Raw genomic sequence first — 25873 nt, 5'->3', positions numbered from 1 at the left:
GCCCAGGGCTTTCGGGAAGGGGCGGGGTGGGGGACAAACCCCCGGTCACCCCGCCCGCAGCATCAGCCCGATCCCCACCACCAACACCCCCGCCGCAGCAATCCGCGGCCCCCCGAACCGTTCCTTGAAGAACAGCGCCCCGATCGCCGCCCCCACGATGATGCTGGACTCCCGCAGCGCCGCCACCGGGGCCAGCGCAGCCCGCGTCTGGGCCCACAGGACCAGGCCGTACGCCGTCATCGACAGGGCCGCCCCCAGCAGCCCCCGCCCCGCGTACGGCCGAAGCTGACCGAGCAGCGAACCCCGGCGGCGGTACACCGCGTACGCCGGGATCAGCAGCCCCTCCAGGATCATCAGCCACGCGATATAGCCGATGGGGGTGCCGGAGGCGCGTACGCCGACGCCGTCCACCACCGTGTACGACGCGATCGACAGGCCCGTCGCCCCCGCGGCCACCAGCGCCGGCCAGTGCGGCCGCGCGTCCGAGCCCCGGATGCCCCACAGGGCGACCCCGACCAGGCCCGCCGAGGCGACCGCCACCCCGGCGCCCTGCCACGCGTTCAGGCTCTCGCCGACGAACAGCGCGGCCAGCACGGTCACCACCAGCGGCGCCGTGCCCCGCGCGATCGGATACATCTGGCCGAAGTCGCCCAGGCTGAACGACCGCATGAGCAGCACCTGGTAGGCGGTGTGCAGCGCCGCCGAGGCGACGAGATACGGCCAGGCGCCGGAGGCGGGCAGCGGCGTGAACACGGCGAGTACCGCGCCGATCGCCGCCGCCCCGCCGCCTATCAGCGTGAACGCGACCAGCTGGTCCTTGATCGTGTGCGCCATCGCGTTCCAGGACGCGTGGGTGACGGCGGCGAGCAGTACGGCCAGCGCGACGGTCAGGGTCACGCCGTACGCTCGCGCACGTCGACCAGTGCCCCGCCCGCGTGCCCGATCAGCGTCTTCGGGTCGAGCGGGAAGACGGTGTGGGGAGTGCCCGCCGCCGCCCAGACCACGTCGTGGTCGAGCAGCGCGCGGTCGGCGAGGACCCGGGTGCGGCGCACATGGCCGAAGGGCGGGACGCCCCCGATCGCGTACCCCGTCGTCTCCCGTACGAGCTCCGCCCCGGCCCGCTTCACCTTCTCCGCGCCCAGTTCACGCCGTACGAGTTCCACGTCCACCCGTGACGAGCCGTCCATCAGGACGATCACCGGGACCCCGTCCGCCTCGAAGACCAGCGACTTGACGATCTCGCTGATGTCGCAGCCGATGGCGGCGGCCGCCTCGGCGGCGGTCCTGGTCGCGTCCGGGAAGCGGCGTACCTCCACGTCGAGCCCGAGTGCGCGCAGCGCCTCGGCGAATCGCGGGTGGGCGGCGGAATCTTGAGCGTTCATGCCCCCGCACGCTAGCGGTAGCTGTATGCCACATGCGAGGGCGTTTCGCTCCGCCCGGGCGCGGCCCCGGCCGCTCAGCCCGCCCGCAGCACCCGCGCCACGATCGGCCCCGCCGCGTCCACGCCGTGCCCGCCGGACTGGACGAGCGAGGCGGCGGCGAGCCCGTTGCCGTACCCGGTGAACCAGCTGTTGGACTTGCCCTGCTGGTCCACCTCGGCCGAGCCGGTCTTGGCGCCCTTGGGCCCGGGGACCCCCGCCATCGCGCCCCCGGCCGTCCCGTTGCCGGTGGTCGCGGCGTGCATCATCTGCTGGAGCTGGGAGGCGAGCGGGCCGGGCAGCGGCTTGGCGGTGGCCAGTTCGCGGTCGTCCAGGGACTTCGGCACGATCACCGGCTGCTGGAAGCCGCCGTTGATCACGGTGGCCGAGACGGACGCCATGTCGAGCGGGTTCATCTGGACCTTGCCCTGCCCGATGTAGGAGGCGGCGGTCTCCACGCCGGAGGACTCGGGGACGCTGCCGTCGAAGGATTTCACCCCGCCGAGCTTCCAGTTGTTCTGGCCGAGCCCGAAGTAGTCCCGGGCGGTCTGGCCCAGCGCCGTCCCGGCGATGTGCTTGCCGGTGAGCGGCTTCACCGGCTTGATGAAGGCGGTGTTGCAGGACCGGGCGAACGCGTCGGTCAGGGTGCCGCCGGGGATGGTGAAGTCCTTGAGGTTGTGGAAGGTATAGCCCTCCCACGGGACCGTGGCCGGGCACTCGACCGGCTGGTTCGCACCGCCCACCCCGTTCTGGATGATCATCGCGCCGGTGATGATCTTCATTGTGGAGCCGGGTGCGACGGACGCCTGGAGCGAGGCCGGGAAGCCGTCCTTGCGGTTGTCCGCGACGGCCCGGATCGCCCCGCTGGACGGCTCGATCGCGACCACGGACGACTCCGCGAAGTCCTTCACGGCCCGCTCGGCCGCCGCCTGTACGTCCGCGTCGAGGGTGGTCGTCAGCTTGCCCGGCTTCCCCTTGGCCAGGGTGAGCAGCGTCTGGTTCGGGGTGCCCTCGGCGCCGCTCTGGATCCAGGTCTCCACGCCGGGCGTGCCGTTGACCTTCGTGCCGTACTTCTGCCGCAGCGCGTCCAGGACCGTCCCCAGCGAGGGGTACTTCTCCTTGGTCAGCACCCGCCCCTGGTGGTCGACGGCCTCGATCTCGGGGCTCCTGGCCGCCCCGGTCATCAGCTTCTCGCCCGCCTTCAGCTTCGGGTGGACGACGGCCGGCTGCCAGTCCACCAGCGCCTTGCCGGTGCTCACGCCCCGTACGACGGTCAGTTGGGAGCTGTAGGCGAGCGGCGCGGTCTTCCCCTCGTACGCGACCTCCGCCTTCACCGTGTACGGAACGGTCGCCCCGGTGGCCGCGCCCGGCGTGATCGTCACCTTGTCCACGTGCGCCTCGTCGTGGAAGCCGGCGAGCGCGGTCCGGGCGGCGGCGTTGTTGTTGGTCAGGGCCGAGGCCGCCGCCGCGTCCCCCTTCGACCAGGCGGCGAAGAAGGCCTGCGCGGTCTTGCTGATCTCGTCCGTGCTGGGCGGCCCGGTCCGTGCCGCCGCCGCCCGGGTGTGCGTGTCCGAGGACGAGTCGTCCCCGGACAGCATCTGGTAGCCGCCGTACACCACGCCGGTGCCGACCACCACGAACACGCCGCCGACGATGGCGGCCTTGGCTCCACTGCGCATCTGCAGCCCCTCCCCAGGAGTCCCTTGAACACGTTCAAGAGATGCTTGGGAGCAACTTTACGTGACACCACTGACACTGGCCCCAGCCGTTACCGGACCGGGACACCGCTCACCGGTCACACCCACGTATCCAGCCACATCCGGTTGCGCCACGAATCCAGCGGAATCGACGTGCCCGTGTAGAGCGGCCAGAAGTAGATGAAGTTCCAGACGATCAGCAGGACGAGCACGCCCGCGCCGATCGCGCCGATGGCCCGGCGCCGCTCGTCCGAGCCCGGTGGCCCGAGGATCGCGCCGATCATCATCGCCACCGCCAGACACAGGAACGGCACGAAGACGACCGCGTAGAAGAAGAAGATCGTCCGCTCCTGGTAGAGGAGCCACGGCAGCCAGCCCGCCGCGATGCCGCAGACGATCGCGCCCGCCCGCCAGTCGCGCCGGAACACCCAGCGCCACAGCACGTAAAGGATCGCGAAGCACGCCGCCCACCACAGCAGCGGAGTGCCGAGCGCAAGGACCTCGCGGGCGCACTTGCCGGTGGTGTCCGAGGGGCAGCCGTCGGTGCCGGGCGAGGGGCTCTCGTAGAAGTACGAGACCGGGCGGCCCAGGACGATCCAGCTCCACGGGTTGGACTGGTAGGTGTGCTTGTCGTGCAGGTTGACGTGGAAGCTGTAGACCTCGGCCTCGTAGTGCCACAGGCTGCGCAGCGACTCCGGCATCCAGCTCATGTCGAACTGCGGCAGGCTCACCTTGCCGAGCAGCGGCAGCTTGACGTGGTCGGGGGAGAGGCCGTCGCGGCCGTGCGCCCAGTCCCGGAAGTAGCCCTTGTCGGTCATGAACCAGCCGGTCCAGGAGGCCAGATACGTCACCACGGCCACCGGGACCGTGGAGACGAACGCCGGGAACACGTCCCTCCTGAGCGCCGCGCGGTACGGGCGCACCGCGCCCGCCGTCCTGCGGGCGCCCGCGTCCCACAGCACCGCCATCACACAGAAGAAGACCAGGACGTACAGGCCGTTCCACTTGGTGCCGCAGGCCAGGCCCAGCATCACCCCGGCCGCGATCCGCCACGGGCGCAGGCCCAGGCGCAGGCCCTCCGCCACGGCCGTGTCCGGGCGCAGGTCGCCGTCCTCGCTCGCAGGGAGCGCCGCCGCGAGCCGGGCCCGCGCCCGGTCCCGGTCGATCAGCAGGCAGCCGAAGGCCGCGAGCACGAAGAACATGACCACGAGGTCGAGCAGCGCCATCCGGCTCATCACGAAGTGCAGCCCGTCCACCGCGAGCAGCGCGCCCGCCAGACAGCCCAGGAACGTGGAGCGGAACAGCCGCCGCCCGATCCGGCAGAGCATCAGCACCGAGAGCGTGCCGAGCACCGCCATCATGAAGCGCCAGCCGAACGGGGTGAAGTCGAACCACTTCTCACCGATGCCGATGAGGTACTTGCCGACCGGTGGATGCACCACGTACCCGGGGTCGGTGGGGATCGGCACCGACGAGGGGTCCTTGATGATCGACTTGTCGACGTCCTTGGGCCAGGCGCCCTCGTAGCCGCGGTTGATCAGCGCCCAGGCGTCCTTGGCGTAGTACGTCTCGTCGAATATCACGTCGTCCGGGCTGCCCAGCTTCCAGAACCGCAGCACCCCGGCGACCAGCGTGACCAGCAGCGGGCCGCCCCACGCCGACCAGCGCACCAGGCGCTCGGCCGTCGCGGGGGAGACCTTCAGGACCGCCCAGAGCTGCCCGGACGGGCGGGTGTAGGGCGGCACCAGCCGGTCGCGCAGGCCGATTCTCGGCCGGGCCGCGTAGCCGAAGCGGCGCAGCCGGTCCTGCCAGCCGGGTGGCGGATCTCCGGCGTCATGGCCCTCAAGGGTCTGTGGCGCAGTACTGGTCACCGCGCCATCGTAGGGAAAGCGCCTGTGCGAGTCCCGTGGCCGGGCCCGATCCGGTCCCGGGGACCGGACGGGCCCCGGGGCTGGGAGGATGGCGGGGTGACCGGAACACTCGTACTCGCAGGGACCCCCATCGGCGACATCGCGGACGCGCCGCCGCGCCTCGCCGCCGAACTGGAACGGGCCGACGTCGTCGCCGCCGAGGACACCCGGCGGCTGCGCGGCCTGACCAGGGCGCTCGGCATCCACACCTCGGGGCGGGTCGTCTCCTACTTCGAGGGCAATGAGTCCGCCCGTACGCCCGAGCTGGTCGAGGCGCTGGAGGGCGGCGCGCGCGTACTGCTCGTGACCGACGCCGGGATGCCGTCGGTCTCCGACCCCGGCTACCGCCTCGTGGCGGCCGCCGTCGAGAAGGACATCAAGGTCACGGCCGTGCCCGGGCCCTCGGCGGTGCTCACCGCGCTCGCCCTGTCCGGGCTGCCCGTCGACCGGTTCTGCTTCGAGGGCTTCCTGCCGCGCAAGGCGGGCGAGCGCCTGGGACGGCTGCGCGAGGTCGCCGACGAGCGCCGCACCCTCGTCTACTTCGAGGCCCCGCACCGGCTCGACGACACGCTCGCCGCCATGGCCGAGGTCTTCGGCGCCGAGCGCCGCGCCGCCGTCTGCCGCGAGCTGACCAAGACGTACGAGGAGGTCAAGCGCGGCGGTCTCAAGGACCTCGCCGAATGGGCCGCCGACGGGGTGCGCGGCGAGATCACCGTGGTGGTGGAGGGCGCGGCCGAGAGCGGGCCCGCCGAGCTGGACGCCGAGGAGCTGGTGCGCCGGGTGCAGGTGCGCGAGGAGGCGGGCGAGCGGCGCAAGGAGGCGATCGCCGCGGTGGCTCTCGATGCGGGCCTTCCCAAGCGCGAGGTGTTCGACGCGGTCGTGGCGGCAAAGAACGCGGCACGACAGGTACCCGGGGACGGCAAAGGACTATCGTAAAAAGTAAAGCGCAGGCCGCGCACCGGGGCTTTTACCTAGGAAAGGCCAAATCGGCACCAACACTCGACAGCCCCTGATGCGTTTTGGCGGCGAAAGGCGTCCCATGGATCCGGGGGACGCTTTCGCCCCCGCTCGCAAGGAGCGCTCGCAAGAGCTTGTCCAGCGGACAAGAGGAGCCGGCACATGAGTGAGATCGCTGAGACCACGGCACACGAGGCATACGCCTTCGCGTGTATGAGGTGTGGGTATGGCTGGGAGCAGGCGTACGACATAGAGCACCACGTGGACGGCAAGGGCCAGCCGTTCGTGGTCTACAAGGCGGACGGGGAACGGGTGCCGTCCCCGCTCTCCCACCCCACCTGTCTGAACTGCGGCGGGCACGTCGTGCGCACCCTGCGCGCCGGCCGGGTCTCCAGCGTCCAGCAGTGGCTCGCGCACCACTCGACCCACCAGGCGCCGGCCGGGCCGGTGGGCTCCGGGGGCGACCCGCAGCCGGACACCCCGGCGGCGGCCAAGTCAGACGCCGCACCCGACGCCGCGCACCACTGGCACCTGTCGGACCTCCTGCACCCCTTCCAGCACCACCACAAGAAGTGACGGGCCGGGGCCTTTCATAGGATCGGCCCCATGAGTGCCGCCAAGGATGCCCCGCCGCCGCTGCCCGAACCGCTCGGTGTGGCGGTGGCCGACTCCCACACCCACCTGGACATGCAGTCCACCACGGTGGAGGAAGCCCTGGTCAGGGCCGCGTCCGTCGGGGTGACGACGGTCGTCCAGGTGGGGTGCGACCTGAAGGGGTCGCAGTGGGCGGCGGACACGGCCGAGGCGTACGAGAACGTGCACGCCGCCGTCGCCCTGCACCCCAACGAGGCGCCCAGGATCGTCCTGGGCGACCCCGACGGCTGGTCGCGCCAGGGGGCGCGGCAGCCCGGCGGTGACGCCGCCCTCGACGACGCGCTCGCCGAGATCGACCGGCTCGCCGCCCTCCCGCACGTCAAGGCCGTCGGCGAGACCGGGCTCGACTACTTCCGGACCGGGGCCGACGGCATGGCCGCCCAGGAGCGGTCGTTCCGGGCGCACATCGAGATCGCCAAACGGCACGGCAAGGCGCTCGTCATCCACGATCGCGAGGCGCACGCGGATGTGCTGCGCATTCTGCGGGAAGAGGGCGCCCCGGAACGCACGGTCTTCCACTGCTATTCCGGTGACGCGGAAATGGCGGAACTCTGCGCGGAATCCGGCTACTTCATGTCCTTCGCCGGAAACATGACCTTCAAGAACGCCCAGCCGCTGCGCGACGCGCTGGCCGTCGCGCCCCTCGAACTGGTCCTGGTCGAGACGGACGCGCCCTTCCTCACGCCGGCGCCGTACCGCGGACGGCCCAATGCGCCGTATCTCATTCCGATTACGGTGCGCGCCATGGCGGCGGTGAAGTCGGTTCACGAGGACGTGCTGGCCGCGGCCATCGCGGAGAACACGGCGCGCGCCTTCGATTACTGACGGATAACGGCGGGGGTGCTCCGAGTGGGCGAGTGCAGGGTAGCGTGACGACGCTCCGTAGTCGAATCGCTTTGGACAGTGACCGGCGCTCCGCTAATGTCCCGGCCTCGATGGGACGACCGGCCGGAACTCTGGAGCGCCGTGAGCAATTCGCAGGGCAGTCACCGTGCCGCACGCGGCGGCCGCCGCGCGGCGACCAGAACCGCCGAGCCGCAGGACGCGCCGCCGCCCGCCGAGCCGGCCCCGTACGACACGCATGAGACGCAGCCGGCCGAGGTGCCGCGGCCGCGCCGGGCCGCGGGCCAGGAGGAGGGCGCGCGGGCCGGGGCGCGGCGGGCCGCGCGGCGCCGCAGGAGCGGCGGGCTCCTCGGCGCCGGCCCCGACGCCCTGCGCCGGCTCATCCCGCAGGCCCTGGTGGTCGCCTGCCTCGCGGGCGGGACCACCGCGTTCCTCGCCAACGACAAGGCGGTGCTGCTCACCGTCGACGGCGTCCCGCGCACCCTGCACACCTTCGCGGACGACGTCGACGAGCTCCTCGCGGACCAGCATGTGAGCGTCGGGGACCACGACATCGTCGCGCCCGGCCGCCACGAGGCGCTGACCGGCGGCGACGAGGTCGTCGTCCGCTACGGCCGCCCCGTCGCGCTCACCCTCGACGGCCAGCGCCGCCAGGTGTGGACCACCGCGCAGACGGTGGACGGGGCCCTGCGCCAGCTCGGGGTGCGGGCCGAGGGCGCGTATCTGTCGGCCTCCCGCTCCTCCGCGATCGGCCGCGCCGGGATGGGCCTGGACGTGCGCACCGAGCGCCAGGTCACGTTCCTCGCCGACGGCCGCGAGCGCACGATCCGCACCAACGCGGCGACCGTCGCGGAGGCCATCGAGGAGGCCGGGATCTCCCTGCGGGGCCAGGACACCACCTCGGTGGCGCCGTCGGCCTTCCCCCGCGACGGCCAGACGATCACCGTCATGCGCATCACCGGCACCCGCGAGGTGCGCGAGGAGCCCATCCCGTACGAGGTCGAGAAGACGAAGGACGACTCGCTCTTCGCCGGGACCGAGGTCGTCGACCGGCCGGGGCAGCGCGGCTTCCGCAAGGTCACCTACGCGCTGCGGACCGTCAACGGCGTCCGGCAGAAGCCGAGGAAGGTGGCCGAGCACGTGATGCGCCGGCCGGTCGCCCAGACCGTCCGGGTCGGCACCAAGCCGCTGCCCACTTCGGTCGGCGGCGCCGACCACCTCGACTGGCAGGGGCTCGCCCACTGCGAGTCCGGCGGGCGCCCCGCGGCGGTCGACCCGACCGGGAACTACGGCGGTCTCTACCAGTTCGACGGCCGGACCTGGCACGCCCTCGGCGGCAGCGGGCTCCCGCAGCAGGCCAGCGCCTCCGAGCAGACGTTCCGGGCGAAGAAGCTCTACGTACAGCGGGGGTCGAGCCCGTGGCCGCACTGCGGCCGTAGGCTGTATCGGTGAGCACCACTGATCCCGACGCCCTCCTCGGCCCCGCCGACATCCGTGAACTGGCCGCAGCGCTGGGCGTACGCCCCACCAAGCAGCGCGGCCAGAACTTCGTCATCGACGCCAATACGGTCCGCCGGATCGTACGGACGGCGGGGGTGCGGCCCGACGACGTCGTGGTGGAGGTCGGGCCCGGCCTCGGCTCCCTGACCCTGGCGCTCCTGGAGGCGGCGGACCGGGTGACGGCCGTCGAGATCGACGACGTGCTCGCGGGCGCGCTGCCCGGCACGATCGCGGCCCGGCTGCCCGCCAAGAAGGACCACTTCACGCTGGTCCACTCCGACGCCATGCTGGTCCAGGAGCTGCCGGGCCCGGCGCCCACCGCGCTGGTCGCCAACCTCCCGTACAACGTCGCCGTGCCCGTCCTGCTGCACATGCTGAGCCGCTTCCCGACGATCGAGCGGACGCTGGTCATGGTCCAGGCGGAGGTCGCGGACCGGCTCGCGGCGAAGCCCGGCAACAAGGTGTACGGCGTGCCCTCGGTGAAGGCCAACTGGTACGCGGAGGTCAAGCGGGCCGGGTCCATCGGCCGCAACGTCTTCTGGCCCGCCCCCAACGTCGACTCCGGTCTGGTCTCCCTGGTCCGGCGCGCCGAGCCGGTGCGGACCACCGCCACCAAGGCGGAGGTCTTCGCGGTGGTGGACGCGGCCTTCGCCCAGCGCCGCAAGACCCTGCGGGCCGCGCTGTCCGGCTGGGCCGGCTCGGCCGCGGCCGCCGAGGAGGCGCTGGTCGCCGCCGGGATCTCGCCGCAGGCGCGCGGCGAGGCGCTGACGGTGGAGGAGTTCGCGCGGATCGCGGAGGCCAAGAAGTGACGGTGAGGGTCCGCGTCCCCGCCAAGGTCAACGTCCAGCTCGCGGTCGGCCCGGCCCGCCCCGACGGCTTCCACGACCTGGCCAACGTCTTCCTGGCCGTCGGCCTGTACGACGAGGTCACGGCCACACCCGCCGACGAGCTGCGGATCACCTGCGCCGGCCCGGACGCGGACAAGGTCCCCCTGGACCGTACGAACCTGGCGGCCCGGGCGGCCGAGCTCCTGGCCGCGCGGTACGGGCTGGCCCCCGACGTCCACCTCCACATCGCCAAGGACATCCCGGTCGCGGGCGGCATGGCGGGCGGCAGCGCGGACGGCGCGGCGGCGCTGCTCGCCTGCGACGCGCTGTGGGGCACGGGCGCGTCACGGGCCGAGCTGCTCGACATCTGCGCCGAGCTCGGCAGCGACGTTCCTTTCAGCCTGGTGGGGGGTGCGGCGCTCGGCACCGGCCGGGGCGAGAAGCTCACGCCGCTGGAGGTGGGCGGCACCTTCCACTGGGTGTTCGCGGCGGCCGACGGCGGGCTGTCCACCCCGGCGGTCTACCGGGAGTTCGACCGGCTTACGCCGGGGGCGGCGGCCCCGGCGGCGTCCCCGGAGTTGCTGGCCGCGCTGCGGTCGGGCGACCCGTCCGCGCTGGCGCCGGTCCTGACGAACGACCTCCAGCCTGCTGCGCTGTCCCTGCGCCCGTCCCTGGCGGACGCCTTGGCGGCGGGCACGGCGGCGGGGGCCCTGGCGGCCCTGGTCTCGGGGTCGGGGCCGACGACGGCGTTTCTCGCCGAAGGCGAGGAGAGCGCGAACAAGATCGCCGAGGCCCTGACGGCGTCGGGCACGTGCCGCTCGGCCCGAGTGGCGACGTCACCCGCACCCGGCGCGACGATCGTGAAGGGCTAAGCCGCCCCTAAAAACAAGGCACCACGTGCGCTCGGGCCCAGGCGGCAAAACAAGGCACCACGTGCGCTCGGGCGCGGGCGGCGAAGCACGGCACCGCGTGCCCCCGGCGGCAGCCAAGCTCGTCGCGGCAAGGGGCGTTCGCCCGGGAAGTACCCTGGGGGACGATCCAAGCCCCCTGCTCAGGAGTGAAATGGCCGTCAATCTGGTCAATGTCGAGGCAGTCAGCAAGGTATACGGCACCCGTGCCCTGCTCGACGGCGTCTCCCTCGGCGTCTCCGAAGGGGACCGGATCGGGGTGGTCGGCCGCAACGGAGACGGCAAGACCACCCTCATCCGGATGCTCGCGCAGCTGGAGGAGGCGGACACCGGCCGCGTCACCCACGTGGGCGGGCTGCGGCTCGGCGTGCTCACCCAGCACGACTCGCTGGACCCGGAGGCGACCGTCCGCCACGAGGTGATCGGCGACCTCGCCGACCACGAGTGGGCGGGCAACGCCAAGATCCGCGACGTGCTGACGGGTCTGTTCGGCGGCCTCGGCCTGCCCGGCTTCGAGAGCGGCCTGGACACGGTCATCGGCCCCCTCTCCGGCGGCGAGCGCCGCCGCATCGCGCTCGCCAAGATCCTCATCGCGGACCCGGACCTGATCATCCTGGACGAGCCCACCAACCACCTGGACGTGGAGGGCATCGCCTGGCTGGCCGCCCACCTCCAGGCCCGCCGTTCGGCGCTGGTGTGCGTCACCCACGACCGGTGGTTCCTGGACCAGGTCTGCACCCGGATGTGGGACGTCCAGCGGGGCAGCGTCTACGAGTACGAGGGCGGCTACTCGGACTACGTGTTCGCCCGGGCCGAGCGGGACCGCATCTCCGCGACCGAGGAGGCCAAGCGGCAGAACCTGATGCGCAAGGAGCTGGCCTGGCTGCGGCGCGGCGCCCCCGCCCGCACCTCCAAGCCGCGCTATCGCATCGAGGCCGCCAACGAGCTGATCGCGGACGTGCCGCCGCCGCGCGACACCTCCGAGCTGATGAAGTTCGCCAACGCGCGGCTCGGCAAGACCGTCTTCGACCTGGAGGACGTGACCGTCCAGGCCGGGCCCAAGGTGCTGCTCAAGCATCTGACCTGGCAGCTCGGCCCGGGCGACCGGATCGGCCTGGTCGGGGTGAACGGCGCGGGCAAGACCTCGCTGCTCCGGGCGCTGGCCGAGGCGTCCCGTACCGACGGCGAGGCGCAGCCCGCGGCCGGGCAGATCAAGGTCGGCAAGACCGTGCGGCTCGCCTACCTCTCGCAGGACGTCACCGAACTCCCCGCCGAGCTGCGGGTCCTGGAGGCCGTACAGCAGATCCGGGACCGGGTCGACCTCGGCAAGGGCCGGGAGATGACGGCCGGGCAGCTGTGCGAGCAGTTCGGGTTCACCAAGGAGAAGCAGTGGACGCCGGTCGGGGACCTCTCCGGCGGTGAGCGGCGCCGCCTCCAGCTGCTGCGGCTGCTGATGGACGAGCCGAACGTGCTGTTCCTCGACGAGCCCACCAACGACCTCGACATCGAGACGCTGACCCAGCTGGAGGACCTGCTCGACGGGTGGCCCGGCTCGATGGTCGTCATCTCGCACGACCGGTTCTTCATCGAGCGCACCACCGACCGGGTGTGGGCGCTGCTCGGCGACGCGGCCCTGCGGATGCTGCCGCGCGGCATCGAGGAGTACCTGGAGCGGCGCAAGCGGATGGTCGAGTCGGCGGCCCCCGCCCCGGCGCCGGCCGCCGCCCGGCCCGCCGGTACGGCCTCGTCCGCCGACAGCCGGGCCGCCAAGAAGGAACTCCAGCGGATCGAGCGGCAGCTGAGCAAGATCTCCGACCGGGAGACGAATCTGCACGCCCAGATCGCGGACAACGCCACGGACTTCGAGAAGGTCGCCAAGCTCGACGCGGAGCTGCGCGCGCTCATCGGCGAGCGCGACGACCTGGAGATGCGCTGGCTGGAACTGGCCGAGGAGGCCTAGGAACGCGTGGGGCGCGTGATGCGCGTGAGGACGCGTGACGAGTCGTAAAGAGCACGTGCAAACTCCATAACAGGCACATCACAGGCCGGTCCGCCCTTGGGAACAGGGGCGGACCGGCCCCCTGTTCGAGGGGTTGTGGGTGATAGAAAGAAGCCCCGCTCGTCTGACGCAAACTGTGCGGCACCATGTCCGATTCCGCTCCGGAAACGCGGGGGAGTCCGTTCGGGCAGCGGTCCGCACGAAGGGGGAAACACGCTGTGACCCAGCCGCCCAGCCAGCAGCCGCCGCAGGGGGGCTTCGGGGCACCCACGAACCCGCCCGCCGGGGCGCCCACTCCGCCCGGCCAGCCGCCGCAGATGCCGCCGCCGCCCGCCGGTCCGCCGCCCGCCGGTCCGCCGCCCGCGATGCCGCCCGCCCCGCCGCAGGGCGCGCCCGCGTACGGCTATCCGCAGGCGCCCGGTGCCCAGCCGGGCTACGGCTACCCGCAGGCACCCGGCCAGCCGGGCCCGTACGCCCAGCAGCCGGGCCCGTACGCCCAGCAGAGCCCGTACGGCGGTTACCCGACGCAGCCCCAGTACCCGGGCGCCCCGATGCCGGAGCAGCCGGGCGGTGGCCGCAACCCCTTCAAGGGCAAGCCGGCCGTGATCGTCGCGGCGGCCGTGGCCGGTCTGCTCGTGGTCGGCGGCGGCGTGTACTTCGCGACCAAGGGCGGCGACGGCGACAAGAAGCCCGAGGCGAAGAAGAGCCAGGCCGTCCAGCCCACCGGCTCCCCGACGACGGGCACCGGCGACGGCAAGGGCGACGGCCGGGCCGGGGGCGACGACCTCAACGCGGGCCGCAAGGACGGCGAGGCGAAGGTCTGGCTCCAGGAGAACGCCACCCAGCTGACCCAGAACGGCGCCGAGCAGTCCGGCCCCTGGGTGATCGGCGACACCGTCGTCAAGGCGATGTACAAGGAGGTCATCGGCTATTCGGTGACGGACGGCAAGCAGAAGTGGAGCGTGCCGCTGGGCGCTCCGCTGTGCGGTGCGCCGCACCAGACCACCGCCGACGGCAAGATCGTCCTCGGTGTGCAGGAGAACAACACCAAGAACGCCAAGTGCAACCAGCTCCAGCAGGTCGACCTCGCGGCCGGCAAGGCGGGCTGGAAGGTGCCGGTCCCGTCGGAGAACACCTTCGACATCATGACCAGCTTCGACATGGCGATCAGCGGCAACACCGTGGCGGTGGCCCGGATGGGCGGCGTCAGCGGCTTCTCGGTCGTCGACGGCAAGAAGGTCTTCGGCCAGGAGCGCAGCGGCAACTGCCGCGCGGACGCCTTCGCGGGCGGCGCCAGGCTGATCGCGGCGGGCAGCTGCACGGTCGGCGGTGACACGCTCGGGATCGACCAGATCCAGGAGCTGGACGCGACGACCGGCAAGCCCAAGTGGACCAAGCAGTTCCCCAAGGGCTGGAAGGTCTCCCGGGTCTTCTCCGCCGAGCCGCTGGTGGTCTATCTGACCAACAAGGAAAAGAAGCAGTTCAACATCTCGACGTTCAAGCCCGACGGCTCGCTGCGCTCCGAGCTGAGCAGCAAGGACAGCTTCCAGCCGGAGTGCGGCTGGGCGATCATGGACCGTGACCTCCAGGGCTGCCTGGGCACCGCCGCCGACGCCAACACGCTTTACCTGCCGACCGAGCCCAAGCGCAGCACCGGCGAGAGCTACGGCCGCACCAACGAGGTCGTGGCGTTCGACCTCAACACCGGCAAGGAGAAGTGGCGTTCGACCGCGGGCGCTGCCCGCACGATGCTGCCGCTGAGCGTCGAGAACGGCAAGCTCCTCGCCTACATCGCGCCCACCACCGAGCAGGGCGGCGCGGTCGGGGAGATCGCGGCCACCGGCGGCCAGCCGAAGATCGTGCTCCAGAACCCGACGTCCACCGCCTCCATCGAGAACGGCTTCTTCTCCAAGCACGTGGCCTACCGCGACGGCCGGCTGTTCATCCTCAACGGCCGGGTGTCCAGCCCCAAGGGCGACACCAAGGAGAAGGCCCTGATGGGGTTCGGCAACTGATGAACGCGCCCGCTTCCGCCCACTTCCCTTCCGCAGAGGTACGTACGCCATGAGTCAGCCCCCTCAGCCGCCCCAGCAGCCGGGCGGTTTCGGCGCCCCGCAGGAGCCCCCGGCGGGCGGCTTCGGCGCGCCCACCCCGCCCCCGGCGGGCGGTTTCGGCGCCCCGGCGCCGCCGCCCCCGGCGATGCCGCCCACGCCTCCGGCCCAGCCGCCGGCGGCCCCGGCGTACGGCTATCCGCAGACCCCGCCGCCCGGGCAGCCGTCCGCGTACGGCTATCCGCAGACGCCGCCCCCGGCCCAGCCGGGCTACGGCTACCCGGGCCAGCCGCAGCAGGGCTACGGCTACCCCGGCCAGCCCGCCACCCAGCCCATGGCGCCGCAGGGCGCCCCGGGCGGCCCCGGCGGCAAGAAGCCCAGCACCCAGACGACGATCATCATCGCGGCGGTCGTCGCGGTGGCGCTGATCGTCGGCGGCGGCATCTGGTACGCCAAGGGCAAGGACGGCGACAAGAAGGACGAGTCCAAGTCCTCCACGCAGGGCGCCGACGGCGGCAAGGACGGCAAGGAGGGCGGCTCGACCGGGGGCGGCGGCAAGGAGCAGGCTCCCGCCAACGTCGCCTCCAAGGTGCTCTTCCAGGTGCCGCAGCCCAAGGTCGCCGACCTGGTCCACGTCAACGGCTCCTGGCTGACCGAGAAGGTGTACGCCAAGTCGGGCGTCAACGAGATCGTCGGCTACGACCCCGCCAAGGGCACCCAGCTGTGGAAGCTGCCGCTGCCCGGCGCGGTCTGCGCGGCGACCACGCACGTCACCTCCGACGGCAAGACGGCGATCATCTACGAGGGCCCCAAGGCCTCCGGCGAGAAGTACGCGCGCTGCACCGAGGTCGCCGCGCTCGACCTCGCCACCGGCAAGCTGGCCTGGACGAACTCCGTCAAGGACGGCGACCGCAAGGCGATGTACGAGGAGGTCACCGTCGGCGCCGGCACGGTCGCCACCGGCGGTACCTCGGGCGGCTCCGCCTGGGACCTGGCCACCGGCAAGCTGCTGTGGCAGCCGAAGATCACCACCGACCAGTGCAAGGACGCCGGTTACGGCGGCGGCGAGGCGCTGGTCGCGGTCCGCAAGTGCGGCGACTACGACAACCCCACGGTCACCATCCAGCCGCTGAACCCGAAGACGGGCGCGCCGGCCGCCTCGTACAAGATGCCGGCCGGTGTCCAGTACGCGCACATCGTCTCGACCAAGCCGCTGGTCGTGGCGGCCGACGTCGGTGACACCGCCGGGGACGGCAGCGGGATCTCGGACTTCTTCTCGATCGACGACAAGACCGGCAAGCTGCTGGCCCGCATCCCGGCGCCGGGCGACAAGTACGCCGCCGACTGTGACTCCACCGATGTGGAGAAGTGCACCTCGGTCGCGGCGGGCGGTGGCAAGCTGTACGTCCCGACGGAGCAGCACGACGGCGCGGGCGGCAACGGCTACTCCGGCCGGACCAACGAGATCCTCGCGTTCGACCTGGCCACCGGCCAGCCCGTGCCCGGCAAGGCCGACGCGGGCGACGGCTCCTCGCTGGCGCCGCTGCGGATGGACGGCAACAACGTCATCGCGTTCAAGAAGCCCCCGTACGACAAGGGCAGCCAGATCGTCAGCGTCGACGGCGGCAGCTTCAAGCAGACGGTCCTGCTGCAGAACCCGGCGGACACCTCCGTGCGGGACGCGCTCTCGCAGTTCGGGCCGGAGTACGGCGAGATCCGGTACAACCAGGGCAAGCTCTTCATGTCGGCGACGCTGCTCTCCAAGCCGAGCACGGTGACCGACGAGAAGAAGTACCTGCTGATCGGCCTCGGCACCGGCTGATCCGGCGCCGCCGTTCGTACGGCGTCAACTTCTCCACCACGGCGGCCCCGGTCGCGGAGCACCCTCCGCGGCCGGGGCCGCCGCGTTCACCTGGGCGGACACGCTTGTTCGCCAAGTAGTCCTGAATGCCGGGGATTTCGGCAATCCGGGCGTCTTCTCACCGGTAGGGGGAGCGCGACGTCGAACAAGCGTGTAGCTTGCCGGGGCAGGGAGGGGCCGGGCCAGGGGAGTTGGCAACGTGCCCCGGGGGGATGGGGGTTGCTCGATGGGCGTGCGGCTCATGGTGGTCGACGACCACCGCCTGCTCGCCGAGGCGCTCGCCTCGGCACTCAAGCTCCGCGGGCACCGGGTGCTCGCCGCGGCCGCTCCGGTCGCCGGGGCGGCGGAGCTGGTGGTGGCACGGGCGCCGGAGGTGTGTCTGCTCGGCACGGCCACGCCCGCCGAGCCGGGGGTGTTCGACCCGATCGTCAGGATCAAGCGGGAGCGGCCGCAGGTGGCCGTGGTGGTGCTCGGGCCGGTGCCCAGCCCGCGCGGGATCGCGGCGGCCTTCGCCGCGGGCGCCTCCGGTTACGTACGGCACGACGAGCGCATCGAGGGCGTGGAGCGCGCCATGGTCAAGGCGCGGTCCGGGGAGGCGGCGGTGGCGCCGCAGCTGCTCCAGGGCGCCTTCGCGGAGCTGCTCAACCCGGTCGCGCAGCCGGACGACGAGGGGCAGCGGCTGCTGCAGATGCTGACCCCGCGCGAGGTCGAGGTGCTGGTCCGGGTCGCGGACGGCGAGGACACCCGGCTGATCGCCGCGGGCATGGGCATCGCCCCCTCCACCGCGCGCACCCATGTCCAGCGCGTCCTGATGAAGCTGGGCGTCGGCTCCCGGCTTGAGGCGGCGGCGCTGGCCGCCCGCACGGGGCTCCTGGACCGGGCGGTCCCGCCGACGGGCTGACCCCTGTCTTCTTCCTGCTGTGGGCGCGACCGCGTGGCGGTCGCGCCCACACGCACGTCCGGCCGTCTTCGTCGCGCCCATTGACTGATGGTGTTGGCTCGTGGTTCTTTATGTTCGGTTCTGTTTGATGGAGGTGCAGGTGAAGAAGACGTCGACCCGGCTCGCCGACGGCCGTGAGCTGCTCTACTACGACTCGCGGGACGACGTCGTACGGGACGAGACGGACACCCGGCCGCTCGACCCCGTCTCCACCGCCTCGGAGGTCCGCCGCGACCCCCTGCTCGGGGACTCCGTGGCCATCGCCTCCCACCGCCAGGGCCGCACCTACCACCCGCCCGCCGACGCCTGCCCCCTGTGCCCCTCGCGCGACGGGCGGCACAGCGAGATCCCGGCCGCCGACTACGACGTGGCCGTCTTCGAGAACCGCTTCCCGTCCCTCGCCGGGGCATCCGGCCGCTGCGAGGTCGTCTGCTTCACCCCCGACCACGACGCCTCCTTCGCCGACCTGACCGAGGAGCAGGCCGCCCTCGTCCTGGAGGCCTGGACCGACCGGACCGCCGAACTCGCCGAACTCCCGCAGGTGGAGCAGGTGTTCTGCTTCGAGAACCGGGGCGCCGAGATCGGCGTCACCCTCGGCCACCCGCACGGCCAGATCTACGGCTACCCCTTCACCACGCCCCGCACCGCCCTGATGCTCCGCTCGCTGGCAGAACACCGCGAGCGCACCGGCGGCCGCAACCTCTTCGACGATGTGGTCGAGCGCGAGCTCGCCGAGCGCGTCCGCGTCGTCCTGGAGGGCGAGCACTGGGTCGCCTTCGTGCCGTACGCCGCGCACTGGCCGTACGAGGTGCACCTCTACCCCCGTCGGCGCGTCCCGGACCTGCGGGCCCTGGACGACGAGGCGCGCACAGAGTTCCCACAGATCTATCTGGAACTCTTGAGGCGCTTCGACCGGATCTTCGGGGAAGCCGAACCGCCCACGCCGTACATTTCGGCCTGGCACCAGGCGCCCTTCTCCGAAAGCGCCGACCGGCACGAATTCGCTCTGCATCTGGAGCTTTTCACCGTTCGCCGTACTTCCGGCAAGCTGAAGTTCCTCGCGGGTTCCGAATCCGGCATGAGTGTGTTCATCAATGACGTGCCGCCGGAGGCCGCGGCCCGGCGACTGCGAGAGGTAGCGAGTTCATGAGCGGGAAGTACCTGGTCACCGGCGGCGCCGGCTATGTCGGCAGCGTGGTCGCGCGCCACCTCCTGGAGGCGGGCCACACGGTGACCGTCCTCGACGACCTCTCCACGGGCTTCCGGGAGGCCGTCCCGGCGGGCGCGGAGCTCATCGAGGGCCGCATCCAGGACGCCGCGCGCTGGCTGGACGCCTCGTACGACGCCGTACTGCACTTCGCCGCGTTCTCGCAGGTCGGCGAGTCGGTGGCCATCCCCGAGAAGTACTGGACGAACAACGTCGGCGGCACCATGGCGCTCCTTGACGCGATGCGCGCGGCGGGCGTGCGCAAGCTGGTGTTCTCCTCCACCGCCGCGACCTACGGCGAACCGGCCTCCGCCCTGCTCACCGAGGCCGACCCGACCGCCCCCACCAGCCCCTACGGCGCCTCCAAGCTCGCCGTCGACCACATGATCACCGGCGAGGCCGCCGCCCACGGCCTCGCGGCCGTCTCGCTGCGGTACTTCAACGTGGCCGGGGCGTACGGAAACTGCGGCGAGCGCCACGAACCCGAGTCGCATCTGATCCCGCTGGTCCTCCAGGTCGCCCTCGGCAAGCGGGAGTCGATCTCGGTCTTTGGGGACGACTACCCGACCCCGGACGGCACCTGCGTACGCGACTACATCCATGTCGCCGACCTGGCCGAGGCGCATCTGCTGGCGCTGGACGCGGCCACCGCGGGCGAGCACCTGATCTGCAACCTCGGCAACGGCAACGGCTTCTCCGTCCGCGAGGTCATCGAGACCGTACGGAAGGTCACCGGGCACCCGGTTCCCGAGGTCACGGCCGGGCGGCGGCCGGGCGACCCGGCGGTCCTGGTGGCCTCCGCCGCCCGCGCGCACGAGCGGCTCGGCTGGCAGCCCTCCCGCGCGGACCTCGCGGGGATCGTCGCGGACGCCTGGGACTTCGCCCGGCGGGAGAACGCGGATGGCTGATCCCGCTGACATCGCTGACATCACTGACATCGCCGAGGAGTTCCAGGAGCTGTACGGCAGGGCCCCCGAGGGGGTCTGGGAGGCGCCCGGTCGGGTCAATCTCATCGGGGAGTACACCGACTTCAACGACGGCTTCGTGATGCCGCTGGCGCTGCCGCACACAGCGGTCGCGGCGGTCGCGCGGCGCACCGACGGGGTGCTCAGGCTGCACTCGGCGGACATGGACGGCGGGGTGGTCGAGCTCGACGCCGATGCCCTGGAGCCGCTCTCGGGCAGTGGCTGGGCGGCGTACCCGGCGGGTGTGGTCTGGGCGCTGCGGGCGGCGGGGCACCCGGTGACGGGCGCGGACGTCCATCTGTCGTCGGCGGTGCCGACCGGCGCGGGGCTCTCCTCCTCGGCTGCCCTGGAGGTCGTGACCGCGCTCGCCCTGAACGACCTGTACGGACTCGGGCTCGCCCGGCCCGAGTTGGCGCGCCTCGCACAGCGCGCCGAGAACGCCTTCGTGGGCGTCCCCTGCGGGATCATGGACCAGACCGCGTCCGCCTGCTGCGCCGAGGGCCATGTGCTCCACCTGGACACCAGGGACCTCTCGCTGCGCCAGGTCCCCTTCGACCTCGCGGCGCACGGACTCGCGCTCCTCGTCGTGGACACCCGGGTGAAGCACGCGCTCGGAGACGGCGCGTACGCCGATCGGCGCGCCGCCTGCGAGGCGGGTGCGCGGGCGCTCGGTGTGCGCACCCTGCGCGAGGTTCCTTACGCGCACCTCGACACTGCGCTGGCCAGGCTCGACTCCGAAACCGTTCGCCGGTGCGTACGCCATGTGGTGAGCGACAACGAGCGGGTGGAGCGGGTCGCGGCGCACCTCGCGGCGGGCGATCCGCGCGCGGCCGGCCCGGTCCTGACCGAGGGCCACGCCTCGCTCCGCGACGATCTGCGGGTCTCCTGCGCCGAGTTGGACCTGGTGGTGGCCGCGTCGGTGGCGGCCGGGGCGCTCGGCGCGCGGATGACGGGCGGCGGCTTCGGCGGGTCCGCGATCGTCCTGGCCGAGGCGGCGACGGTGGACACGGTCACCAAGTCGGTCGAGGAGGCGTTCGCGGCGGCCGGCTGCACCGCGCCCAGGGTCTTCCCGGCGGTCCCGTCGGCGGGAGCGCGCCGCAGGAGCTGACCGGGGGCTCGCGGCCCGCCCCGGCTCACAGCCGCTTGGTCAGGATGAACTCCGTTACGCCCGGCGGATAGTCGGGCACCTCGCCCACCACCTCGTACCCCTGCCTGCGGTAGAAGCCCGGCGCCTGGAAGTCCCAGGTCTCCAGGCGCGACCAGGCGCAGGAGTGCTCGGTGCGGGCCGACTCCTCGGCGCGCGCGAGGAGTTCGGCGCCGAGGCCCGTGCCCCGGTGTGCCGCGTCCACCCACAGCAGGTCCACATGGAGCCAGGTCGCCCAGGTGCGGCCGGTGAGGCCGCCCGCCAGGGCGCCCTTCTCGTCCAGCGCCCAGACGTGCAGCGGCTGTTCCTTCTCGCCCGGGGCGCCGCGCAGGGCGCGCAGTGCCGAAGAACGTTCCGTATTGGTGTCCTTGAGCCGCTGACCCAGCAGAATCCGTCGCGCCTTGTCCACTTCCGTCTCAAAACGAAACATGGGCCACACCCTAAACACCCTGGCCAATCAGTTCTGCAATTTGCCTTCCGCTTCCGGCCGACGGCCCTACTCTGAAGCACAGCACCGGTGGGGGCCGGTGTTGATCAGGGGGCGAGACAGTCGGGTACGACGCCCGGGGTGGGGTACACGTCAGTCCACGGCGGCGGCCGCGCGACTGCCGTTCCCCCTGTTCCGGGCGCCGTGCCCTGACCGGTCCGTTCCCCGACGCATGGGGGTGTCTGTGGTTCGTATCCGGGTTCTCGTGGTGGATGACCACCGAATCTTCGCTGAGTCGCTGGCCGCCGCCCTGGCGGCCGAGCCCGACGTCGACGTCGCGGCCGCCGGCAGCGGCCCGGCCGCGCTGCGCTGTCTGGAGCGGGGGGCCTCCGAGGGGCGCCGCTTCGACGTGATGCTCGTCGACGCCGACCTCGGCACGCTCGCCGGGGCACCGGTGGCCCGCGCCGTGCCGGACGGCGGTGGTGCCGACGGCCTGGTGGACGGCATCTCGCTGGTCGCCGGGGTCCGTTCGGGCCAGCCCGCCGTGCGTACGGTGGTGCTCGCCGAGAAGGACGACCCGCGCCGCGCCGCGCTCGCCCTCCAGGCGGGGGCGTCCGGCTGGGTCGCCAAGGACTGCTCGCTGCAGCGGCTGCTCGCGGTGATCAGGGGCGTACTGCGGGACGAGACGCATCTGCCGCCCGCGCTGCTCACCGGCGTCCTGCGCGAGCTCACCGCCGCCCGCAAGCACCGCACCGAGAGCGAGCGCCTGGTGGAGTCGCTGACCCCGCGCGAGCGCGAGGTGCTGCGGTGCATGGTCGCCGGGTTAGGACGCAAGGCGGTCGCCGAGCGCCTCTTCCTCTCCCCGCACACGGTCCGCACGCACATGCAGAACGTGCTGGGCAAGCTCGGTGTGCACTCCACGCTGGCCGCCGTCGCGCTGGCGCGCCGGGCCGGGGTCGGGCCGGCCGACCTAGCCGGGGATGTTGTCGAACGGGGCGGTCAACTGGCGTAGCAGCCCGGCCAGTTCACCCCGCTGGGTGCGCGAAAGCTGGGCCAGGATGGCCCGCTCCTGCTCCAGGAGCCCGGCCAGTGCCTGGTCCGCGCGGTCGCGCCCCTCGGGGGTGAGGCGGACCAGCACCCCGCGCCGGTCGCTGGGGTCGGGGAGCCGCTCGACCAGGCCCTTCTTGGCGAGCCGGTCGATCCTGTTGGTCATGGTGCCGGAGGTGACCAGCGTCTGGGTGAGCAGCTGCCCGGGAGAGAGCTGGTAGGGCGCGCCCGCGCGCCGCAGCGACGTCAGGACGTCGAACTCCCAGGGCTCCAGCTGGTGCTCGGAGAAGGCGAGTCTGCGCGCCCGGTCGAGGTGGCGCGCCAGCCTGCTGACGCGGCTGAGTACCTCCAGCGGCTCCACGTCGAGGTCCGGGCGCTCGCGGCGCCATGCTGAGACCAGTCGGTCGACCTCGTCCTCCATGACGATCAGTGTAGAGGGTCTGTCGATGTGAAGTCTCTTGACGTCAAGATATATAAACCCCCACCATTGGGCATGGAGGGGCCGGGACCCTGTTCCGCTTCGCCCACCCGTACCTGCAAGGGGGCTCGAACATGCATTCCGATTTCGTCCCGGAGTCCGTCGAGGCGCCGCCCCGGGAGTCCACCGCCACGTCCGCCCGGACACCTGCCCAGCTGCCCGCTCCCCTCTGGGATCCGCAGCAGTACCTGCACCATTCCGGCCATCGCACCCGACCGTTCCTCGATCTTCTGGCGAGGATCCCGGCGCTGCCGGGCTCCGCCGGCGCGGCCGCCGCCGACACGGCCGCCGCCGGGGGAGTGGGCGCCCCGCGCACCCCGGACGTCCCTCCGGGCCCCGGGAGCCCCCCGCCCGCCCGGATCGCGGACCTCGGGTGCGGCCCGGGAAACGTCACCACGCTGCTCGCCGACCGCTGGCCCGACGCCCGCGTCACCGGCTTCGACCTCTCGCCCGAGATGCTCGCCCAGGCCGACAAGGACCACGCGGGCACCACCCGGGGCGGCGGCTGGCTGGACTTCCGCCCCGCCGACCTCGCCCACTGGACGCCGGAGGAGCCGTACGACCTGATCGTCTCCAACGCGGCCCTCCAGTGGGTCCCCAACCACCCGGAGTCCTTCGCCCGCTGGCTCGACGGCCTCACCGCCGGCGGCACCCTCGCCTTCCAGGTCCCCGGCAACTTCACCTCGCCCAGCCACGCCCTGCTCGGCGAGCTCTGCGAGTCGCCGCGCTGGCGCGGCCTGCTGGGCGACCACGGGCGCCGCTACGTCCACATCCTCGAACCCGCCGACTACCTGCTGCGTCTGACGGACCTCGGCTGCGAGGCGGACGTCTGGGAGACGACCTACTCACAGCTGCTGCCCGGCGAGGACCCGGTCCTGGACTGGGTCAAGGGCACCGCCCTGCGCCCGGCCCTGACCGCGCTCGCCGACGACGAGGAGGCGACCGAGGCCTTCCTCGCCGAATACCGCGACCTGCTGCGCCGCGCGTACCCGCCGGGCGCGTACGGCACGGTCTTCCCGTTCCGCCGGATCTTCGCGATCGCGCGCAGAAAGGACCGCTGATGTAGTGCGCGCACACGGCAGTGCCCCGCGCCCCTGGAAAGGGACGCGGGGCACTCTCATGTCACGGCCTAGTAGAGGTCGCGGTACGCGTTCCAGCCGTCGCCCAGCTTCACGCGGGACTTGAAGCCGCCGTAGCCGTTCGAGTCGTAACGGAACGCCTCGCCACGGGAGTTGGTGGCGATCAGGTCCGCGCGGCCGTCACCGTTGAGGTCGCCGGGCGCCGCGATGTTCTTGAACTGCTGCCAGCCGGGGCCGACGTAGACCCGCGCCTTGAACGGCGAGGTGGAGACGCCGGTGCCCTGGTACAGGTACAGCTTGCCGTCGCCGGTGCGCGCGACGATGTCCGTGAGCCCGTCCCCGGTGAGGTCACCGGCCCCGACGATCTTGTCGTACGCGTTCCAGCCGCCGCCGATGTTCAGGCGGGAGGAGAACTGGTAGCCGTTGCCGTAGCCCCGGTACAGCGAGAGCGCGCCGGAGCCGTCGCGGGCCAGCAGGTCGTTCTTGCCGTCGTTGTTCAGGTCGCCCGCGCCGACGAGGGTGTTGAAGCCGCCCCAGCCGCCGCCCGCGTCACTGAGGTTGACGCCGATGTAGAGGTGGCCGTCGCCCCACTGGAGCAGGTCGCCGTAGAGCCCGCCGCTGATCGAGGCCGCGAAGGCGAGGCGGCGCGAGTTCGCGAAGACGCCGTCGTCGCTGGCCCGGTAGCGCTGCGAGAGCTGGCCGTTGTACTCGGAGTAGTACTGCCAGAGCGTGCCCTTGGTGTCGCGGCCGATGATGCTGCTCTTCACCGGGGTCGCGTTGGCGCCCGTACCGCTGAAGGCCTGGGTGTACTCCCAGCCCGAGCCCATCTTCGTGGGGCTGTTGAAGTTGCCCTTGCCGTCGGCCGCGTAGAAGTACAGCGTGCCGCCGTTGCTGCGGGCCGCGATGTCGGCGTAGCCGTCGCCGTTGCCGTCGTCGAGCGAGAGGATCTGGTTGTACGCGGTCCAGCCGCCGCCGATCCTGACGCGGGACTTCAGCGGGTCGGCCGCGTTGCCGGTGCCCGCGTAGAAGTACAGGTCGCCGCCCGGGGTGCGGGCCACGACGTCGCCGAAGCCGTCGCCGTTCATGTCGTTCGCGCCGACCAGCTGGTCGTAGCCCTGCCAGCCGCCGCCGACCTTGATGCGCCCGGCGAACGGGTCACCGGCCGAGACGCCCTTGCCCGGGTACAGGTACAGGTCGCCGCCGGGCGTGCGGGCCAGGAGGTCGCCCTTGCCGTCACCGGTCACATCGGCCGCGCCGACGATCTTGTTGTAGGCGTTCCAGCCGCCGCCCGACCAGGTCGGGTAGTTGGAGCCGCTGTTCGTCACGTCGGCGTAGAGCGAGAGCGTTCCGTCCGGCTGCACGGTCAGCAGCTCGGGGGTGTCGTTCCCGTCCAGGTCGCCGGGCGTGACGAGGTCCTTGTAGGCGCCGAAGGAGTTGGCGTACTCCCCGTTGTCCTTCTCGGTCCAGGTCTCCAGGTACGTCCGGTTGTCGACGCCCCGGTAGAGCAGGTCCGTGGACCCGTCTTTGTTGAGGTCGAGGCGCGGCTTGGCGGCGGTGGCGGCCGCGACGGCCGACGACCGGTGGAGACGCTCGGGGAGCGCGCCCGCGGGGCTGCCGGCGGACGGCCTGGCGGCCTCGGCGGTCGCCTTCGGGGCCTTCGGCGCCTCGTCGGCCGAGGCCGTGCCCGAAAGGAGCATGCCGGCCGAGAGCGCGAGGGCGGTGCAGGCCGTGAGGCGGCCGGGGCGCAAGGTGCGCACAGAAGACAAAATTCCCCCCAGGGAATATGCGGGTGGAACCGGGTCGAATTCATCGCGGCTCACGCGAAAGCGGAGCACGCGGGAGCATTCCTCGTTGGGCCCACACGCAGCGCGTCGAAAAGGACGTTGAGGCACGCGTGGCCGCTCACGAAGGAATGCGGGAATCCCCCCCGGGAATGTGCGTGAAGCCTACAGCTGATACGG

At 72.1% G+C, this 25873-nt stretch carries 22 protein-coding genes; 15 read left to right on the top strand and 7 right to left on the bottom strand.

Annotated elements, in window-relative coordinates:
- Positions 1 to 45: 45 nt before the first annotated feature.
- From OG965_RS18485 to OG965_RS18470, 4 genes are all read right to left on the bottom strand, one after another.
- Positions 46 to 897: an EamA family transporter gene (locus tag OG965_RS18485; RefSeq protein ID WP_371653185.1), complete on the bottom strand. Its 852-nt coding sequence runs from the start codon at positions 895 to 897 to the stop codon at positions 46 to 48.
- A complete protein-coding gene (locus tag OG965_RS18480; RefSeq protein WP_371653184.1) occupies positions 894 to 1382 on the bottom strand; it encodes a YbaK/EbsC family protein in 489 nt (162 codons plus the stop codon). The genes OG965_RS18485 and OG965_RS18480 overlap by 4 nt, the downstream gene beginning before the upstream one ends.
- 74 nt (positions 1383 to 1456) lie before the next feature.
- On the bottom strand, positions 1457 to 3097 hold the full coding sequence (locus tag OG965_RS18475; protein WP_371653183.1) for a penicillin-binding transpeptidase domain-containing protein: 1641 nt from the start codon (positions 3095 to 3097) through the stop codon (positions 1457 to 1459).
- A 116-nt stretch (positions 3098 to 3213) separates the two neighbouring features.
- The gene (locus OG965_RS18470; RefSeq protein ID WP_371653182.1) at positions 3214 to 4986 is read right to left on the bottom strand and encodes a dolichyl-phosphate-mannose--protein mannosyltransferase; all 1773 of its coding nucleotides are present in this window, start codon (positions 4984 to 4986) and stop codon (positions 3214 to 3216) included.
- Between the two features lie 96 nt (positions 4987 to 5082).
- Between OG965_RS18470 and rsmI the strand changes: the two genes are divergently transcribed.
- From rsmI to galK, 13 genes are all read left to right on the top strand, one after another.
- Complete coding sequence (gene rsmI, locus OG965_RS18465; RefSeq protein ID WP_371653181.1) at positions 5083 to 5961, top strand: 16S rRNA (cytidine(1402)-2'-O)-methyltransferase; 879 nt, start codon at positions 5083 to 5085, stop codon at positions 5959 to 5961.
- Between the two features lie 183 nt (positions 5962 to 6144).
- Positions 6145 to 6558, top strand: coding sequence for a hypothetical protein (locus tag OG965_RS18460; RefSeq protein ID WP_371653180.1), 414 nt, complete (start codon positions 6145 to 6147; stop codon positions 6556 to 6558).
- A 30-nt stretch (positions 6559 to 6588) separates the two neighbouring features.
- Complete coding sequence (locus tag OG965_RS18455; RefSeq protein ID WP_371653179.1) at positions 6589 to 7461, top strand: TatD family hydrolase; 873 nt, start codon at positions 6589 to 6591, stop codon at positions 7459 to 7461.
- Positions 7462 to 7602: 141 nt separating this feature from the next.
- Positions 7603 to 8931: a ubiquitin-like domain-containing protein gene (locus OG965_RS18450; RefSeq protein WP_371653178.1), complete on the top strand. Its 1329-nt coding sequence runs from the start codon at positions 7603 to 7605 to the stop codon at positions 8929 to 8931.
- Complete coding sequence (gene rsmA, locus OG965_RS18445; RefSeq protein ID WP_371653177.1) at positions 8928 to 9788, top strand: 16S rRNA (adenine(1518)-N(6)/adenine(1519)-N(6))-dimethyltransferase RsmA; 861 nt, start codon at positions 8928 to 8930, stop codon at positions 9786 to 9788. The genes OG965_RS18450 and rsmA overlap by 4 nt, the downstream gene beginning before the upstream one ends.
- Positions 9785 to 10678 carry a 4-(cytidine 5'-diphospho)-2-C-methyl-D-erythritol kinase gene (locus OG965_RS18440; protein ID WP_371653176.1) on the top strand — a complete coding sequence of 298 codons (894 nt, stop codon included), beginning with the start codon at positions 9785 to 9787 and terminating at the stop codon, positions 10676 to 10678. The genes rsmA and OG965_RS18440 overlap by 4 nt, the downstream gene beginning before the upstream one ends.
- Positions 10679 to 10868: 190 nt before the next feature.
- Positions 10869 to 12674 carry an ABC-F family ATP-binding cassette domain-containing protein gene (locus tag OG965_RS18435; protein WP_371653175.1) on the top strand — a complete coding sequence of 602 codons (1806 nt, stop codon included), beginning with the start codon at positions 10869 to 10871 and terminating at the stop codon, positions 12672 to 12674.
- Between the two features lie 257 nt (positions 12675 to 12931).
- On the top strand, positions 12932 to 14728 hold the full coding sequence (locus tag OG965_RS18430) for a PQQ-binding-like beta-propeller repeat protein (protein ID WP_371653174.1): 1797 nt from the start codon (positions 12932 to 12934) through the stop codon (positions 14726 to 14728).
- 49 nt (positions 14729 to 14777) lie between these two features.
- Complete coding sequence (locus OG965_RS18425) at positions 14778 to 16586, top strand: PQQ-binding-like beta-propeller repeat protein (RefSeq protein ID WP_371653173.1); 1809 nt, start codon at positions 14778 to 14780, stop codon at positions 16584 to 16586.
- Between the two features lie 265 nt (positions 16587 to 16851).
- Positions 16852 to 17526, top strand: coding sequence for a LuxR C-terminal-related transcriptional regulator (locus tag OG965_RS18420; protein WP_371653172.1), 675 nt, complete (start codon positions 16852 to 16854; stop codon positions 17524 to 17526).
- A 139-nt stretch (positions 17527 to 17665) separates the two neighbouring features.
- A complete protein-coding gene (gene galT / locus OG965_RS18415; protein ID WP_371653171.1) occupies positions 17666 to 18715 on the top strand; it encodes a galactose-1-phosphate uridylyltransferase in 1050 nt (349 codons plus the stop codon).
- Positions 18712 to 19680, top strand: coding sequence for a UDP-glucose 4-epimerase GalE (galE, locus tag OG965_RS18410; protein ID WP_371653170.1), 969 nt, complete (start codon positions 18712 to 18714; stop codon positions 19678 to 19680). The genes galT and galE overlap by 4 nt, the downstream gene beginning before the upstream one ends.
- Complete coding sequence (gene galK, locus OG965_RS18405; protein WP_371653169.1) at positions 19673 to 20845, top strand: galactokinase; 1173 nt, start codon at positions 19673 to 19675, stop codon at positions 20843 to 20845. The genes galE and galK overlap by 8 nt, the downstream gene beginning before the upstream one ends.
- A gap of 25 nt (positions 20846 to 20870) precedes the next feature.
- Here galK and OG965_RS18400 read toward each other — a convergent pair whose 3' ends face one another.
- Complete coding sequence (locus OG965_RS18400) at positions 20871 to 21311, bottom strand: GNAT family N-acetyltransferase (RefSeq protein ID WP_371653168.1); 441 nt, start codon at positions 21309 to 21311, stop codon at positions 20871 to 20873.
- Between the two features lie 229 nt (positions 21312 to 21540).
- On the opposite strand from OG965_RS18400, the gene OG965_RS18395 reads away from it, so the two are divergent.
- Positions 21541 to 22320 (top strand): LuxR C-terminal-related transcriptional regulator, encoded by a 780-nt coding sequence (locus tag OG965_RS18395; RefSeq protein WP_371653167.1) that lies wholly within the window; start codon positions 21541 to 21543, stop codon positions 22318 to 22320.
- Here OG965_RS18395 and OG965_RS18390 read toward each other — a convergent pair.
- The gene (locus OG965_RS18390; protein ID WP_101388686.1) at positions 22279 to 22776 is read right to left on the bottom strand and encodes a MarR family winged helix-turn-helix transcriptional regulator; all 498 of its coding nucleotides are present in this window, start codon (positions 22774 to 22776) and stop codon (positions 22279 to 22281) included. The two genes, OG965_RS18395 and OG965_RS18390, sit on opposite strands and share 42 nt — an antisense overlap.
- Positions 22777 to 22907: 131 nt before the next feature.
- Here OG965_RS18390 and OG965_RS18385 point away from each other — a divergent pair, with 131 nt between their 5' ends.
- The gene (locus OG965_RS18385; RefSeq protein ID WP_371653166.1) at positions 22908 to 23894 is read left to right on the top strand and encodes a methyltransferase domain-containing protein; all 987 of its coding nucleotides are present in this window, start codon (positions 22908 to 22910) and stop codon (positions 23892 to 23894) included.
- Between the two features lie 68 nt (positions 23895 to 23962).
- On the opposite strand, the gene OG965_RS18380 is transcribed toward OG965_RS18385, so the two are convergent.
- Positions 23963 to 25669: an FG-GAP repeat domain-containing protein gene (locus OG965_RS18380; protein WP_371653165.1), complete on the bottom strand. Its 1707-nt coding sequence runs from the start codon at positions 25667 to 25669 to the stop codon at positions 23963 to 23965.
- Positions 25670 to 25873: the final 204 nt, after the last annotated feature.

Source organism: Streptomyces sp. NBC_00224 (assembly GCF_041435195.1).
GTDB lineage: Bacteria > Actinomycetota > Actinomycetes > Streptomycetales > Streptomycetaceae > Streptomyces.
The sequence above is the reverse complement of the archived record's forward strand: the minus strand, read 5'-3'. Positions and strand labels throughout refer to the sequence as shown.